Raw genomic sequence first — 15678 nt, forward strand, 5'->3', positions numbered from 1 at the left:
CCATTCTGACCATCCGTTCAACCCTGCAGGAGGAACCTCGTGCCCTTCGTCTCCATCATCTTGCTTCTCGTGGCCGTGCTGGTCATCATCGTCATCTTCCGGGCGGTGCGGATCGTCAAGCAGAGCACTGCGATCATCGTTGAGCGCCTGGGGCGCTTCCAGGCGGCTTACGGCGCTGGAATGCACTTCCTGGTGCCCTTCATCGACCGGGTGCGCAACATCATGGACCTGCGTGAGCAGGTCGTCTCCTTCCCGCCTCAGCCGGTCATCACCTCCGACAACCTCGTCGTGAGCATCGACTCGGTGGTCTACTACCAGATCACCGACCCCATGCGCGCCACCTACGAGATCTCCAACTACCTGCAGGCCATTGAGCAGCTGACGGTCACCACGCTGCGCAACGTCGTCGGCTCCATGGACCTGGAGCAGACGCTGACCAGCCGTGACCAGATCAACGGCCAGCTGCGTGGCGTCCTGGACCAGTCCACCGGCCGTTGGGGCATCCGCGTCAACAGTGTGGAGCTGAAGTCCATTGACCCGCCGGCCTCCATTCAGGGCTCCATGGAGCAGCAGATGCGCGCCGAGCGTGACCGCCGTGCCGCGATCCTGACGGCCGAGGGTGTCAAGCAGTCCCAGATCCTCACGGCCGAGGGTGACAAGCAGTCCGCGATCTTGCGCGCCGAGGGTCAGGCGCAGTCCGCGATTCTCAAGGCTCAGGGTGAGTCGCGCGCCATCCTCCAGGTCTTCGACGCCATCCACCGCGGTAACGCCGACTCCAAGCTGCTGGCCTACCAGTACCTCCAGACCCTGCCCAAGATCGCCAACGGCTCCTCCTCCAAGATGTGGATCGTGCCCACCGAGTTCACGGCGGCGCTCGACGGCATCGCCGGCGCTTTGGGCGGTGGCAAGGACGGCGGCCCCGGCGGCGGTGTGAACGACTCCGACGACGACGCCGCTCATCCCGGTGTCGACCTTTCGGGCAGCGAGCTCGACCTGGGCATCGCCTCGGACCTGGCCAGCACCAGTCTCCAGGCCCCCGAGGAGGCCCTCGCCCAGGCCCGTGGCGAGGTCGAGTCGGCCTCCCAGGAGGCCAGTGAGGAGCCCGCATCCAAGGCAGGCGTCTCCCCGAAGGCTCCCGCGGATAAGGCCGACGGCGGGGCCACGGTGAGCGTCCCGACCTCCGACGGCGTTGAGGGGGCTCACACCGCGCACGGAAGCCACGTGGCCGACTCCGAGGAGGCCCAGCCCGGTTCCGTGCCCCCGCGCGGTGGTTACGGCATCCAGGCCCAGCCCGGCTACGGCACGCCTCCCGGCGCGCCTCAGGGTCCCTACGGAGCCTGAGCCGGCTTCCTTGACGCCCGTTGGGAACCACAGGGGCCCCAGGGCACTCGCTGCGGCGGGAGGAGTGGGCGATCCACAGTGATCGGCCTATTCTTCCCGCCGTACTGCTGTACTGAACGGGTTAAGCCCCAGAAGGTGACGAAGCGATGATCATTGAGCTGTCCGACGGCGCCGATGAGCGCCTGGCGGACTACACCAGGCTGACGGACGTGGCGCTGCGCCGTCGGCTGGAGACCCAGCGGGGCCTGTACATGGCCGAGTCCTCCAAGGTCATCACGCGCGCCGTGGCCGCCGGGCACGCCCCGCGCTCCTTCCTCATGGCCCCGCGCCACCTCGATGAGATGCGGCCGGTCATCGCCTCCGCGGCCGGCTGCGGGGGCAGCGACGACGGCGGCGAGGTCCCCGTATTCGTCGCCCCCGAGGAGGTCCTGGAGTCCATCACGGGCTTCCACCTGCACCGCGGTGCGCTGGCCGCCATGAACCGGCCCGAGCTCGCCGGTGTTCCCGAGCTCCTCGCGGCCGCCCGCGGGGGAGCGGGGGCAAGGAGGGTCGCGATCCTGGAGGACTTGGTGGACCACACGAACGTGGGGGCGGCCTTCCGCAGTGCGGCCGCCCTGGGGATCGACGCCGTCCTGGTTACTCCGCGCTGCGCGGACCCCCTCTACCGGCGCAGCGTGCGCGTCTCCATGGGCACCGTCTTCCAGGTCCCCTGGACCCGGATCGAGCACTGGCCCGCCATGGACGAGCTCCACGAGCAGGGCTTCACCGTGGCCGCCCTGGCACTGTCGGACACCTCCGTGACCCTGGACGAGTTCGCGGCCTCACCGGCCTGTACGGCTCCGGCCTCGCGGGTCGCCGTCGTCCTGGGCACGGAGGGCGACGGGCTGTCCCACCGGACCATCACCGCAGCCGACGAGGTGGTGCGCATACCCATGGCCGGGGGAGTGGACTCCCTCAACGTGGCGGCAGCGGCCGCCGTGGCCTTCTGGGCACTGCGTCTGCCCTGACCTGGACCCGTAACGTCCGGGGCAGCCGGTGAACGCCGGACGAGCAGCAGGTGAGCAACACGGTGGGGGCCGGATCCGTCCGTTGACGGATCCGGCCCCCACGGTTGTGTCTGCGGCCGATCAGGTCGGCGGCGTCAGGTCAGGCTCAGGCTTCAGGTGCGGTGACCTTGATGAGGGCCTCGCCGGGCTCCACCGAGTCGCCGCCGACGACCTCGACCGAGGCGAAGGAGGCGGTGTTGGTGACGAGCACCGGCGTGGTCAGCGGGTAGCCGGCCTGCTCGATGACGGAGCGGTCCACGCGGACGAGCTCCTGGCCCGCGCTGACGCGGTCACCCTGGGAGACCTTGACGTCGAAGCCCTTGCCCTCCAGGTTGACGGTGTCCAGACCCACGTGGATGAGGATCTCCACGCCGCTGTCCAGGGTGATGCCGAAGGCGTGCCCCGAGGACGGGGCCACGACGACGGTGCCGTCGGCCGGAGCCGTGACGACGATGTCGCCCTGGGGCTCCAGGCCCACGCCCTGACCGACGGCGCCCGAGGAGAACACCGGGTCGGGGACCTTGTCCAGGTCCATGGTCGTGGCCTTGAGCGGTGAGGCGATCTCAGTGACCGCGCCGGGAACGAGAGCCGGCTTGGGGGTGGGGGCCTTCGCAGTCCGGTCACCCTCCTCCACGGGCCCAGCCGCCGCAGCGGCGGCCTTGGGTGCCTCAGAGGCCTCGGTCGGAGCGGAGGCAGTGGCGCTGCCGGTCTTGGCGGTGCCCGCTGCGGCGAGTGCCTCGGCCCGCTCCTCCTTGGTGCGGTAGCCGAAGGTGACGATGAGGAAGAAGGAGGTGGCGAAGGCCGCGGCGACGGCGATGCCGTAGAGCCACATGGGGTTGAAGACCGGGATGGTCAGCAGCGAGGTGAAGGCGAAGGTCGTGGTCGTGACACCGTTGATGCCTCCCAGCATGCTGCCGATGCCCTCGACGAGGCCGCCGACGGCACAGCCGACGAGCATGAACGGGTAGATGCGCTTGAAGCGCAGGTGGATACCGTAGAGGCTCGGCTCGGAGATACCACCGAGCAGGCCGGCGAAGAGAGCACCGGTGGCGGTCTGGCGCATCTCGTTGTCCTTGTCGCGGATGGACCACACGAGGACGGCGGCGGTGGCACCGAAGCAGGCGAAGTTCCAGGCGCCCATGGGGCCCTGGATGAAGTCGGTGTGGCGCGTGGCCGCCGAGGCGATGTTTGCCAGCATGAGGGCGTTGAGCGGCCAGTGCAGGCCCAACGGCACCAGGAAGGGGTAGACCATGGGGATGAGGATCGCGAAGATGATCGGGGCGTGAGAGTTCAGCCAGAACAGGGCGGTGCCCAGGCCGGTACCGATCCACACGCCCAGGGGGCCGATGAGGAAGGCCGTCACCGGCATCATGATGATGAAGGACAGGAAGGGCACGAAGACCATCTGCACGTTGGACGGAACGACCTTGACCAGTCCCTTGTAGACCAGGGCCAGGATGGCCACCATCATAAGGGGGACGAAGACCTGACCGCCGTAGTTGTTGAGCTGCATGGGCAGCCCGGCGATATGAGCCGTGCACAGATCGGAGTCGAGGGTGGCGTTGTGGACGCAGTCAATCACGCCCTTCTTCTGGAGCGCCTTGTCGCTCAGGAAAATGTACTCCGGCGTCAGCAGCGCAGCCATCACCGCGGTGCCGACCCACGGGTCGATCTTGAGCTTCTTGGAGGCGTTGTAGGCCACCATGATGGGCAGGAAGTAGAAGACGGCACGGAACATGGCGTCGACGAACAGCAGCGTGGGCGGCTTTTGGTCGTTGGGCGCATGGGTGTTGATGAGGCCGAAGGCCTCACAGATGGCCTCGCCCGCGATGATGAGGGAGGCGCCCAGCAGCGCCGGCAGCAGGGGGCGGAAGGAGTCGGACAGGTACTCGAAGAAGGCGTCGACGTAGGCGTTCTTGCCGCGGGCCTTGGCCCGGGCGGCGGCCTTGACGTCGGCGTCGGACTGGCCGGAGCCGGAGGAGCCGCCCTGGCTCTTCATGGCCGGCAGGTTGTTGATCTCGTCGTACACGCTCTGCACGGCACCACCGATGACGATCTGGTAGCGGTCCCCGGACTGGGGGACGGCGCCCATGACGCCCGGGATGGCCTCGACGGCCGCCTTGTCGATGCCGGAGGCGTCCTTGAGCTCGAAGCGCAGTCGGGTGGCGCAGTGGGTGAAATGGATGATGTTGTCGGCGCCGCCCACGGCGTCGAGGATTGCCTCAGGGGTTGAGGTCGTGGTTGCCATTCGGGCCCTTTCCTACTGAGCGAGGGTGACGCGAACGGTGGACGCACTCCAGTGCGCTCCGAGTCCCCGACGAGCTCGCTCTCGGTGGTGGGATCTGACACCTCCTGCGCCACGTGGGCGCGAAGAAGGTGGTTGAGGACGAGGGTACTGTCTTATGGCTCAGAACTAAAAGGGAACAGCCCGTCTGGATGGTGCCGCTGCCCTTCTCAAGGCGGCCAGTGGCCGCGAATCTGCGCGACCCCGGTATCCACCGCCAGGTGTTTGCGCAGTTGAGGAGGGTTGTGCGCACAGGCGCTCAGCGCAGTGGGTGCATCGGCGGAGCGGGTTCTGCACGCTTGAGGAGCACCGACCCCGCCTCAAGCGAAGGAGCTCGACATGAGTGCGCAGGCCTCCCTGGCCGCACAGCCCGCATTGCCGGTCCTACCGAACATCCCGGTTCGCCCGCCCACCACGACTCCGCCTCCCGCCCCGTCCCCGACCGCCGTACCCGATTCGCCGCGGCTCTATGGCCCGCCGGGGTGGACGGTGCGCATCGGCCTGTGGCGCCTGCTTGAGCCGTGGCTCGATGCTCCGCGCTGCCTGCCGGGGGAGAGTCCACTGCGACTGGATGCCCTGGGCGCCCCGGTGAGCGACTACGTGCCCTTCCGCGGGATGGACGCCGCCACGGCGGCCGACCTGCTGTGCCGGCTGCCGGGTGCGGCACTGAGCGACCGTCAGAACCTCGCCCCGAGCCTCAAGACGTTGCTGACCGCCTGCGCTGGGGCGGACGGGCAGGTGCGCTTGTGCGGATACGGCATTGGTCCCCAGCGGGAGGACGAGCGTCTGAGCGTCGAGGCCCTGTGGGTCGCCGACGCCGACCTGCAGGGCTACGAGGTCCTCGCCGAGCACAGCCGGGACTGCCAGTGCTCCGCGCTGTGGGAGCGGGTCAAGGAGCGCTACGAGCTCGACACCGGGTGCGTGCCCGACGACATCGTGCGCACCCGCCCCGAGTGGGCCGGCGGCGCCATCGGCTGGTGGATGTGGTGGGACTGATAGGTCCGTTGCGGCGGGCAGCACCGGCGGGCCCGTACCATGGCGCGCGTGATCAATGTCCAGGACCTCACCATGCGTATCGGTGCCCGCCAGCTCGTCGCTCACGCCGGCTTCCGGGTCGACAAGGGGATGCGCATCGGCCTCGTGGGTCGTAACGGCGCAGGCAAGACCACGATGACCAAGCTGCTCGCCGCCGCCTCCGTGGCCCAGGGCGCCGGCCGCGCCGTCAACGACGCCGATGAGCGCCACGGGCTGGAGGCCGTCGAGCACGAGGGCACGATCACCTGCACGAGCTCGGTGGGCTACCTGCCCCAGGACACCAAGGTCGGGGACCTCAGCGAGATCGCCCGGGACCGGATCCTCTCCGCCCGCGGCATCGACGCCCTCCTGGCCCGCATCCGCAAGGCCGAGGAGCGCATCGCCGTCACCGAGGGTGAGGCCCAGGCCAAGGCCCTGGACCGCTACACGCGCCTGGACCACGAGTTCACCATGGCCGGCGGCTATGCCGCCGCCTCCGAGGCCGCCCGCATCAGCGCCGCGCTGGGCCTGCCCGACCGCATCCTGGACCAGCCCATCGGCACGCTCTCGGGCGGTCAGCGCCGTCGGGTCGAGCTCTCCCGGGTCCTGTTCCAGCAGCCCGACACGCTCCTGCTCGATGAGCCCACCAACCACCTCGACCACGACTCGATCCTGTGGCTGCGCGACCACCTGCGCACCTACGCCGGGGGCTTCATCGTCATCAGCCACGACGTCGAGCTCCTGCGCGACACCGTCAACCAGGTCATGTACCTCGACGCCGGTCGCGGGGTCCTCGACGTCTACCACCTGGGCTGGGACGCCTACCTCAAGCAGCGCGCCGACGACGAGCACCGGCGCCGTCGGGAGCGCGCCAACGCGGAGAAGAAGGCCGCCGCCCTGCGCGCCCAGGGGGAGAAGATGCGGGCCAAGGCCACCAAGGCCGTGGCCGCCCAGCAGATGCTCAAGCGGGCCGAGCGCCTCATGGCCGACCTGGAGGACGAGGCGGCTGTGGAGAAGGTCGCCCACCTGCGCTTCCCCGACCCCGCCCCCTGCGGCAAGACCCCGCTGCGCGCCGCCGGGCTGTCCAAGGCCTACGGCTCCCTGGAGGTCTTCGCAGGCGTGGACCTGGCCATCGACCGAGGCAGCCGGGTCGTGGTCCTGGGCCTCAACGGCGCCGGCAAGACCACGCTCCTGCGCCTGCTCGGCGGGGTGGAGGAGCCCGACTCCGGTGAGGTCATCCCCGGCCACGGCCTCAAGATCGGCTACTACGCCCAGGAGCACGAGACCATCGACACCGCGGCGAGTGTCGTGGAGAACCTGCGCCGCGCCGCCCCCGGAATGGATGACACCCAGGTGCGCAGCGTCCTGGGCTCCTTCCTCTTCTCGGGCGCGGACGCCGACAAGCCCGCCCGGGTCCTGTCCGGCGGGGAGAAGACCCGCCTGGCCCTGGCCATGCTCGTTGTCTCCAGCGCCAACGTCCTCCTGCTCGACGAGCCGACGAACAACCTCGACCCCGCCAGCCGCGAGGAGATCCTCGGGGCGCTGGGCACCTTCGCCGGCGCCGTCGTCCTGGTCACTCACGACGAGGGCGCCGTCGAGGCCCTCAACCCCGACCGGGTCCTCCTGCTGCCCGACGGCGACGAGGACCTGTGGGGGCCGGAGTACCTCGAGCTGGTGGCCCTGGCCTGAGGGGCAGACCGCACCCTCCCGACCCGGGCGCGACGCCGTCGGACACAGTGAGTCCCCTCACCACGGCTCCGCGGCGGGGACCGCGTAGGGTTGTCACCAGGAACAAGGCATCGAGCTGGAGCGTTGGCTCCAGTGGATCCTTCAGGCGCTCGTCACGAGAGCCACCGCAGGACCTTCAGCGGCTCCGCACGAGGCGCCGCAGACGAACGTAGGCACACCAGACCAGGAGATGACCATGGCAGAGACCGCCCTGACCGAGACCACTGACACCCAGACCCCCGAGCACGAGGTCATCCTCACCGAGACCGCCGCCGCGAAGGTCGCCAGCCTCCTGGCCCAGGAGGGGCGCGACGACCTGCGCCTGCGCGTGGCCGTCCAGCCCGGCGGCTGCTCCGGACTGGTCTACCAGCTCTACTTCGACGAGCGTCTCCTGGACGGCGACGCCGTGCGCGCCTTCCCCACGGGCAGCGACGAGATGGCCAGCGTTGAGGTGGTTGTCGACCGCATGAGCGTGCCCTACCTGTCGGGCGCCACCATCGACTTCGCCGACACCATCGAGAAGCAGGGCTTCACCATCGACAACCCCAACGCCGCCGGAAGCTGCGCCTGCGGCGAGTCCTTCCACTGATCCCTCCCGCGCAGGCCCTCCCTCACGCAAGGAGCTCATGTGCGCCGCACATCCCTGACCCTGACCTCCCTGGCTGCGGCCGCCTGCCTCGCGCTGGCCGGCTGCTCGGGGGCGTCCAAGAACACCTCTGCCACGTCGTCGGTCTCCTTGGCCGCGGCTTCCGAGACGCCGGTGCCGGCGGCCACGGCGCCCGTGGACTGCTCCACTGTGACGATCGACTCCGACTCCGAGTCGCTGCCGACCATCGGTGGTGACGCAGGCAAGCAACCCACTGTGACCTGGAAGGAGGGTGCGCAGGCGCCCAAGAACCTCACTGTCAAGACGCTGACGAAGGGCAACGGGGCCGAGATCGACGCCGCTGGCGTGGTCAAGGCCAACTACACGGGCTGGCAGTGGGACGGCACCGACCCCTTCGACACCTCCTTCAAGAGCGGTGCTCCGGTGACCTTCCCGCTGGGGAACGTGATCCAGGGGTGGAAGTGCGGCCTGGCCGGCCACCACGTGGGTGACCGGGTCGTCATGTCGATCCCCCCGGAGCTGGCCTACGGCAACAAGGCGGCCCAGGACGCTCAGGCCGGCGGCGCCCAGCAGGGGCAGCAGAAGCCGGCCGGGACGCTCGTGTTCGTCGTCGAGATCGTCGACGGCGTCAGCGGCAAGATCTCCGGCGGCTCGGCCTCGGCCACGATGGAGGGCGAGGAGGCCGTCAGTCAGCGCGGCATCACAGTCAGTGGGGAGCTCGGCCAACCGGCGAAACTCTCCATCGGGGCCGACGCCACCCAGCCGACCAAGTCCGAGGTCATCGTACTGGCCCGCGGCTCCGGTCCGGCCATCAAGGAGAGCTCCACGGCCGTGATGAACATTGCCGGAAACTACTGGGACGGCTCCCACCCCTCCAACACTTGGGAGCAGCACGCCGCCGAGCCGATCAACATGGCTCAGGCACAGCAGTCCCTGCCGGGACTGATCGGCGTGCCGGAGGGCTCCCGGATCGTGGTGCTCATGCCTCCGATCCAGGCAACGGGGCAGCAGCAGGGGGTCCCGGCGTCGGCCTACGTCATGGACGTTGAGAAGGTCCTCTAGCAAGACTGCTCGGCACCTACCGGACAAGGCTGTGGCCCGCACCCCGTGAAGGGGCGCGGGCCACAAGCCTGTGCGGCGCGTGTCCGGGCTGAGTGTCAGCGAACGATGAGGCCCTGGGTCTTGGCGACGGCGTCGGCCAGGCGCTCGGAGACGTCCTGCCAGTTGGCGATGTTCCAGACGGCCTTGACGTAGTCGGCCTTGACGTTGAGGTAGTCGAGGTAGAAGGCGTGCTCCCACATGTCCACCATGAACAGCGGGATGGTGCCCACGGGCACGTTGCCCTGCTGATCGAAGAGCTGGAAGGTGACCAGCTTTCCGGAGAGGGAGTCGTAGGCGAGCACGGCCCAGCCCGAGCCCTGAATGCCCAGGGCCGTGGCGGTGAACTGCGCCTGGAACTTCTCGAAGGAGCCGAAGGAGTCCTTGATGGCCTCGGCGAGCTCGCCCTCGGGCTGGCCCCCGCCGTTGGGGGAGAGGTTCTTCCAGAAGATGGAGTGGTTGGTGTGGCCGCCCAGGTTGAAGGCCAGGTTCTTCTCCCACAGGTTGATGGCGGCCAGGTCGCCGGCCTCACGGGCGGCGGCCAGGGCCTCCAGGGCGGCGTTCGCACCGGCGACGTAGGCGGCGTGGTGCTTGTCGTGGTGGAGCTCCATGATCTTGCCGGAGATGTGGGGCTCCAGGGCGGCGTAGTCGTAGGGGAGGTCGGGAAGGGTGTACACGGCCATCAAGGACTGCCTTTCGGTGGGTGGAGGTGGCTTCAGTCCCGTCTCAACAGGGCTCGTTAGGACTGAAGTCCTGGACATGGCTCATGCTAGACGCGGCGCTGGAAGAGGGATAGTGAGCCTGCGTGTGATTACACTGCCGTCCGTACCCGTCCACGAAGGATCCGCTATGACCGACCAGGCTGCTTCCGCCCGCCTCGAGCTTCTCGTCTTCTCCGACGACGCCACCGTGCGTCAGGAGGTCATCGACGGTGTCGGACGCCGACCGGCCAAGGGCCTGCCACTGGTGAGCTGGACCGAGGCGGCCACCGCCGAGGGCGTACGCATGGCCATCAAGGACCGCGAGAAGGAGGACCAGCCGCCCTTCGACGCACTGATCCTGGACGCCGAGGCCAAGAAGCTCGGCGGCATGGGGCTGGCCCACGAGCTGTTCATCGAGCTCGACGAGCGCCCCGCCGTCGTCCTGCTGACCGCCCGCCCCCAGGACGACTGGCTGGCCGCCTGGGCCAAAGCGGAGGTCGTCGTGCCCCGCCCCCTGGACCCGCTGAGCCTCCAGGAGGGCGTCGCCAAGGCCCTCACCGCCCGCCGCGGCACCGTCACCCCCGCCGGCTGAGCCGGGCGCCGGCCGCGCGGAGGTGACCTGCTCACGTGCGGCGTCGTCACTCCTGCGAGGCCAGGACCTTGCGGTGGCGGGCAGCCGCACCGATCGGCCACGTGAGCACCGCGGGATCGCCGTCGACCTCCACGATGCGGGCGCCCTCGTCCAGGACCCAGTCGGCCAGCAGGCTCGTCTCCTCAATGCTCGCCACCTCACCGACGCGCCCGGGCCGCTCAACGACCCGGGCGCTGGCGCGCAGCAGCTCGACGGCGGGACGCGGGTCGGCACCCGGCGCGGTCGTCATGGAACCGCCCAGCACGCCCCAGCGCACCACCACCAGCTCCCAGCCCCCGACCTCGCGCCGGCGGGCCGCCATGAGGTGCGGGCAGACCAGCAGGGGCCGCACCCGCTCGGCCCGGTCCACCGCGCGCAGCAGGCAGCGCAGACGGCCCGTCCAGGTCCCGGCCTCCTCATAACGCTCGGCCCGGGACAGGGCCGCGATGCGCTCCAGCAGGGGAGCGGCCACCAGATCGACCTCGCCCGACAGGCAGGCCAGCACCTCGGCCGGCTCAGCCGGGACGTCGTCGTGGCGCACCCGCCGCAGCTCGCGCCCGTCCCAGCGGCCCAGACGCAGCACCGACTCGGCGGCCCGCAGGGCCTCCTGGCCCCTGCCGCGTGAGGCGAAGGGGCCCACCGCATGGCCGACCTCCTCCGTGGGCAGCGCGGTGGTCAGCGCCAACCGCGGCTCGGCCCCCGGGCCCGAGCCCTGGGCCAGGTGAAGCCAGGGCCGGCGGCGCGGGGCCCGGGAGCGGCGGTTGACCGGCGGGTCGAGCTCGGCGATCATCCGCAGCTCACGCACCCGCGCCTCAATGAGCGTGGGGGTAGCGATGTGCCGCACGCTCACGGTGGTGTCCAGCATCTGCGCCACCTGGCGGCGCTTCTCCGCGGCGGTGAAGTAGGAGCGCACCCGGCGCTTGAGGTCCACGGCGCTGCCCACGTAGAGCACCTGGTCGGCCGCCGAGCGGAACTGGTAGACGCCGGGGCCGCTGGGCAGGGAGTCGGCCAAGCGGCTCTTGGCGCGGCGCCCGGCCGGAACCGGGTCGGAGGCGGTGGCCAGGTCCTCCAGGTGCGTGACACCGAGCGGCGCCATGACCTCCAGGGCCGCGTGCAGAACGTCCACGGTGGCGCGCGCGTCGTCCAGTGCCCGGTGCGTGGGACGGGTCTGAAAGCCCACGAAGGCGGCCAGCGTCCCCAGCTTGTGGTTGGGCACCTCGCTGCGGGTCCAGGCCTTGCGGGCCAGCGCCAGGGTGTCCAGCACGCGGGGCTCGGGCCACTCCAGGTCCAGGGCCGCTGCGGCGCCACGCAGGTGACCGACGTCGAAGCGGGCGTTGTGAGCCACGAGGACGACGTCGTCGGCCAGCAGATCCGCCCAGGACAGGAAGGCCTCCACGCAGGTGCGCACGCCGGGGGCGCCGGCCACCATGGCGTTCGTGATGCCGGTGAGCATGGTGATCTGGGCGGGGATGGCGACGCCGGGGTTGACCAGGGTGGAGAACTCCGCCAGCATCTTCCCGCCGCACACCTTGACGGCCCCGATCTCGGTCAGAGAGCGAGCGCCCGGCGCCCCACCGGTGGTCTCCAGGTCCACCACGACGAAGGTCGCCCGCTCCAGGGGCGTGCCCATGTCGGCGAAGGACACCTGGGTCCCGACGGTGCTCACGGTCGCAGGCTAGAGGATGGCAGTGACATGCATCCTCGCCAGCAGTCGGGAAGTCGGTGCGAGCAGGGTGGGAAGCACCCTAGAATCATCCCCATACCAGAGCGGCACCGCCGGCTCCGGTGCCGTCCGTCTCCGATGGTGCAGGACCGTGTGGTGGCCGCCCAGCCAGCAGTTCACAGGAGGCCCCGCGTGGGATACGGACCCATCAAGGCAACAGTCGGCCCGGCCCTGGAGATGCTCTATCAGCCCTGGATCCGCGGCGAGGAGAACATTCCTGCCGAGGGCGCGGCGATCCTGGCCTCCAACCATCTGGCGGTCATCGACTCCTTCTTCCTGCCGCTGCTGGTGGACCGCGAGGTCGCCTTCATCGGCAAGGCCGACTACTTCACCGGCAAGGGCGTCAAGGGCTGGGCGGTGAAGAACTTCATGAAGACCGTGGGCACGATTCCCGTGGACCGCTCCGGCGGCAAGGCCTCCCAGGCGGCGCTCCAGGCCGGCATCGACCGCCTGCGCTCGGGGCACCTCTTCGGCATCTACCCCGAGGGCACGCGCAGCCCCGACGGGCGCCTCTACCGCGGCAAGACCGGCGTGGCCCGCATCGCCCTGGCCACCGGCGCCCCCGTGGTGCCCGTGGCCATGATCGGCTCCAACCTGGCTCAGCCGATCGGCAAGTCCATCCCCTCCACCCGTCACCGCGTGGGCATCGTCATCGGTGAGCCGCTGGACTTCTCCCGCTACAAGGGCCTGGAGAACGACCGCTTCGTGCTGCGCTCCATCACCGACGAGATCATGTACTCCCTCATGGCCCTCTCCGGCCAGGAGTACGTGGACCTCTACGCCGCCGACGTCAAGAAGGCCATGGACTCGGAGAAGAAGACCGCCGACGAGGTCGTCACCGAGATGCTCGCCGCCCAGGCGCAGGCCCGCCCCTCGGTGGCCCCCGTGACCGCGCCCGGTGGTCGCCCCGCCCCCGAGGTCTCCGTGCCCGAGCCTCCCGAGGACAAGAGTGGCAAGGACAAGAAGAAGGACAAGACCTCCGACGACGAGCCCGAGCCCGGCGCCGAGTAGGGGCGGGTGCCGCTGGGGCTGGGCGGGCGAGGAATGCTCCGGGGCTGACCAGTCGGTTCCAGAGTGCCGGTGTGCTGCGATAAAGTTACGGAATCTTCCTGTAACACGCACCACACGTTGAGGAGCGCTCATGGCTGCCAAGGATCGCGACACTTTCATTCCCCTCGGGACATCGATTGTGAAGCTGCTCCTCATAGCCTCCGGACAGGGAACGCTCGCCGCAGCAGTTGGTGAAGGTTCCGGGCTGTTGGCGAAGCTCCGTGAAACGCTGCAGATCGGCGGGAAGCGGGCTGCATTCGTGGAGAAGATCGCCGACGACACAGCAGCGCAGCTGCCTCAAGAGTATCAAGGGATCTCCGATACTGACTGGCATGTGGCAGCGAAGTTGGTCGCCTCGCTCATCGACCGACTTCCGGAGAAGGAACGGCTTTCTGCGGGATACAACTGGGAAGAGTTGCGCCGGACTCTTCTTGACCTGGGTGGCACAGACCTGCGCAGCGATCTGGCGGACGAGTCGGCTAGGCAGGCCTTCGACTGGGTGCTTGAGGTAGCGTGCCAACGCGTTGCTGATTGCTTCACTGAGAAGGAGGCGTTGGCCTCTATTCTCGAGAGCGTCGAGGAAGTTCGTTCTGGGATTCAACGGCTCGCCGAACGTCCCGCTGGAGCCTCCCAGACGCGTGCCGTTGTCGCTGACCATATGGAGGTGGTCCGCGATCTTGCCCCGGACCCCCTGGAGGACCGAGAGCGAGAGTTGGTCGAGTTAAAATCATTTGTCCATGGGTCGCAAGATACTTGGTACGCCATGGAGGCGGGCATGATTAGCGGTAAAACCGCCCTGATGTCCTCCTTCGCATTGAATCCGCCCGATGGCGTGCACATCGTGTCCTTCTTCACTCGCCGTATTGGTGGTGACGGGAACGACTGGAGAAGTTTCTCTTTCGTTGCCGGGGCGCAGTTAGCGGAGATCCTTGGAGATGAGTACACCGAGCGGGCGTCCGATCCGGCATCTCAGGACACCGAGTTCCGTCAGCTTCTACGTCGAGCGTCAACGGCGTGCCGATCGGATAAGAATCCCCGACCTCTGGTTCTTCTCATTGACGGAGTGGACGAGGATTCCTATTACGAGCGTCCGGATACTGCTGCTGCCAAGTCCATTCTCTCGCTGCTGCCTCGACGCCTTCCTGAAGGTGTGAAGGTAATGACCGCGTCACGCCCTAACCCGCGACCTCCCGAGGATATTGTCTGTGATTCTCCGAGGAGAGTTGCATCACTCGAAGCCTCCCCAATAGCGCAAAAGAAAATCAATCAGAAGGATATAGAAAACTTCTTAAACTCCAAATATGGTGTAGATATCGGAGCCTTCTTGGCAGCCTGTGGTGGCTCGTTGACCGTGGATGAACTGCGGCAGTTGATCGCCAGGCGTCGCCGTCTCGATGCTGTTCCGAGCGGGGACATCAAAGCATGTGTAGAGCGGTCGCCTGGTCGCATTCTCATGCGAGTCAACGTCGGCTTTGGTGGTCGACCAATCCCTTCCTACACTTTGGGGCACGATGCCGTTCTACGAGCCGTGTTGCGTGAGCTCTCGCCAGATCTCTTTGGAGGAGATGAAGGGGTGGGAGATGAGGCTTGGTGGGCAGAATCCCGTGAGAGAGTATTGTTGCCGTACTATCAGGATATTCGAGGGTGGGTGAAGAAGTGTGCCGATAGGGGTTGGGGGTGCAACACCCCCAACTATTTGCTGAGTGAGTCCTGCTTCGAACTCATGCTTGGTGACGATAAATGTGATGGTTCTTCTGTCAAGATTGTTCTCGACCGAGATAGGTATAATGAGGTGTGGCGACGCTCTGAGCGAAAATCGCTTGTGTTGCGAATGATTGATCGTGAGTTTTTCAAGATGGTAAGTGAGAGCTGTGCGGAGATTCCTGAAGGTGTGATGACCTTCCTTTATGGGGTTGCCGAGTTGAGGAAGCTGGTTGTGCGGGCGTCTACCTACGTGCTTGGTTTACCTAAACTCTATGTTCTATACTTCAACCTCAGTCCCGAGGCTGTGTTGGACATGGTGTTGTCTATCGATAGTCCGAAGAGCAGGCTGAATGCGCTTGTGGAGACAATGAAAGCAGCTGTTGAATGTGGGCGCGTTCGTGTGTTCTTGCCGTTCCTTCCTGTTGTTCTTGAATCCTTGGCTTCTTGTCGAGATTTTAATGATAAGGTTTTGCGTTTGCTGGTGGATATTCTTGTGTCTATCGGTAGTGCTGTTAACGATTCTGAAGTCAATGGTTTTGAAAGTTTTGATTTAGAAAGATGGGTTAATGGGATTCAAGTTTATGCACATAGGGGAGGGGGCTTTCTATCACTGAGCTCTTCACTTAAAGGTGCTGATGAGGTGAGTGAAGATAGTCGCATGATCGCTCCTTTTTGTCATGCTGAGGAGGTGGCTGAGCGGATCGAGGATTCTCGAGAGCGTGCGCGGGCTCTGGCTGTGGTGGCAGAGGCG

At 67.4% G+C, this 15678-nt stretch carries 12 protein-coding genes; 9 read left to right on the forward strand and 3 right to left on the reverse strand.

The window, feature by feature from the left end:
* The first annotated feature begins 39 nt into the window (after positions 1-39).
* Complete coding sequence (locus HMPREF2883_RS07770; protein WP_070660622.1) at positions 40-1341, forward strand: SPFH domain-containing protein; 1302 nt, start codon at positions 40-42, stop codon at positions 1339-1341.
* Positions 1342-1487: 146 nt separating this feature from the next.
* Positions 1488-2348 (forward strand): TrmH family RNA methyltransferase, encoded by an 861-nt coding sequence (locus HMPREF2883_RS07775; protein WP_070660624.1) that lies wholly within the window; start codon positions 1488-1490, stop codon positions 2346-2348.
* A gap of 145 nt (positions 2349-2493) precedes the next feature.
* Here HMPREF2883_RS07775 and HMPREF2883_RS07780 read toward each other — a convergent pair whose 3' ends face one another.
* A complete protein-coding gene (locus HMPREF2883_RS07780; protein WP_070660627.1) occupies positions 2494-4635 on the reverse strand; it encodes a glucose PTS transporter subunit IIA in 2142 nt (713 codons plus the stop codon).
* Positions 4636-5010: 375 nt separating this feature from the next.
* On the opposite strand from HMPREF2883_RS07780, the gene HMPREF2883_RS07785 reads away from it, so the two are divergent.
* From HMPREF2883_RS07785 to HMPREF2883_RS07800, 4 genes are all read left to right on the forward strand, one after another.
* Complete coding sequence (locus HMPREF2883_RS07785) at positions 5011-5667, forward strand: hypothetical protein (protein ID WP_070660629.1); 657 nt, start codon at positions 5011-5013, stop codon at positions 5665-5667.
* A 48-nt stretch (positions 5668-5715) separates the two neighbouring features.
* Entirely contained in the window at positions 5716-7374 is a 1659-nt protein-coding gene (locus HMPREF2883_RS07790) for an ABC-F family ATP-binding cassette domain-containing protein (protein WP_176747172.1), read from the forward strand.
* 235 nt (positions 7375-7609) lie between these two features.
* Complete coding sequence (locus tag HMPREF2883_RS07795; protein WP_070510173.1) at positions 7610-8002, forward strand: HesB/IscA family protein; 393 nt, start codon at positions 7610-7612, stop codon at positions 8000-8002.
* A 39-nt stretch (positions 8003-8041) separates the two neighbouring features.
* On the forward strand, positions 8042-9082 hold the full coding sequence (locus tag HMPREF2883_RS07800) for an FKBP-type peptidyl-prolyl cis-trans isomerase (RefSeq protein WP_070660644.1): 1041 nt from the start codon (positions 8042-8044) through the stop codon (positions 9080-9082).
* Positions 9083-9177: 95 nt separating this feature from the next.
* Here HMPREF2883_RS07800 and HMPREF2883_RS07805 read toward each other — a convergent pair whose 3' ends face one another.
* Positions 9178-9801, reverse strand: coding sequence for a superoxide dismutase (locus HMPREF2883_RS07805; protein WP_070660647.1), 624 nt, complete (start codon positions 9799-9801; stop codon positions 9178-9180).
* A gap of 166 nt (positions 9802-9967) precedes the next feature.
* Here HMPREF2883_RS07805 and HMPREF2883_RS07810 point away from each other — a divergent pair, with 166 nt between their 5' ends.
* On the forward strand, positions 9968-10411 hold the full coding sequence (locus HMPREF2883_RS07810; protein ID WP_070660650.1) for a hypothetical protein: 444 nt from the start codon (positions 9968-9970) through the stop codon (positions 10409-10411).
* A 46-nt stretch (positions 10412-10457) separates the two neighbouring features.
* On the opposite strand, the gene HMPREF2883_RS07815 is transcribed toward HMPREF2883_RS07810, so the two are convergent.
* Positions 10458-12116: a DEDD exonuclease domain-containing protein gene (locus HMPREF2883_RS07815; protein ID WP_256277390.1), complete on the reverse strand. Its 1659-nt coding sequence runs from the start codon at positions 12114-12116 to the stop codon at positions 10458-10460.
* A gap of 189 nt (positions 12117-12305) precedes the next feature.
* Here HMPREF2883_RS07815 and HMPREF2883_RS07820 point away from each other — a divergent pair, with 189 nt between their 5' ends.
* Together HMPREF2883_RS07820 and HMPREF2883_RS14770 are read left to right on the forward strand one after the other, a co-directional pair.
* Positions 12306-13184: a lysophospholipid acyltransferase family protein gene (locus HMPREF2883_RS07820; RefSeq protein WP_070660653.1), complete on the forward strand. Its 879-nt coding sequence runs from the start codon at positions 12306-12308 to the stop codon at positions 13182-13184.
* A gap of 130 nt (positions 13185-13314) precedes the next feature.
* On the forward strand, positions 13315-15678 hold a 2364-nt coding region (locus HMPREF2883_RS14770), incomplete at its 3' end, for a P-loop NTPase family protein (RefSeq protein ID WP_218079131.1).

The organism is Actinomyces sp. HMSC075C01, from assembly GCF_001812965.1.
GTDB classification, from domain to species: Bacteria; Actinomycetota; Actinomycetes; order Actinomycetales; family Actinomycetaceae; genus Actinomyces; species Actinomyces acetigenes.

Excerpts from the sequence above, each read along its gene's own strand:
- HMPREF2883_RS07775 (WP_070660624.1), top strand. The coding sequence starts at position 1,488 with ATGATCATTGAGCTGTCCGACGGCGCCGATGAGCGCCTGGCGGACTAC.
- HMPREF2883_RS07780 (WP_070660627.1), bottom strand. The coding sequence starts at position 4,635 with ATGGCAACCACGACCTCAACCCCTGAGGCAATCCTCGACGCCGTGGGC.
- HMPREF2883_RS07805 (WP_070660647.1), bottom strand. The coding sequence starts at position 9,801 with ATGGCCGTGTACACCCTTCCCGACCTCCCCTACGACTACGCCGCCCTG.
- HMPREF2883_RS07810 (WP_070660650.1), top strand. The coding sequence starts at position 9,968 with ATGACCGACCAGGCTGCTTCCGCCCGCCTCGAGCTTCTCGTCTTCTCC.
- HMPREF2883_RS07795 (WP_070510173.1), top strand. The coding sequence starts at position 7,610 with ATGGCAGAGACCGCCCTGACCGAGACCACTGACACCCAGACCCCCGAG.
- HMPREF2883_RS07785 (WP_070660629.1), top strand. The coding sequence starts at position 5,011 with ATGAGTGCGCAGGCCTCCCTGGCCGCACAGCCCGCATTGCCGGTCCTA.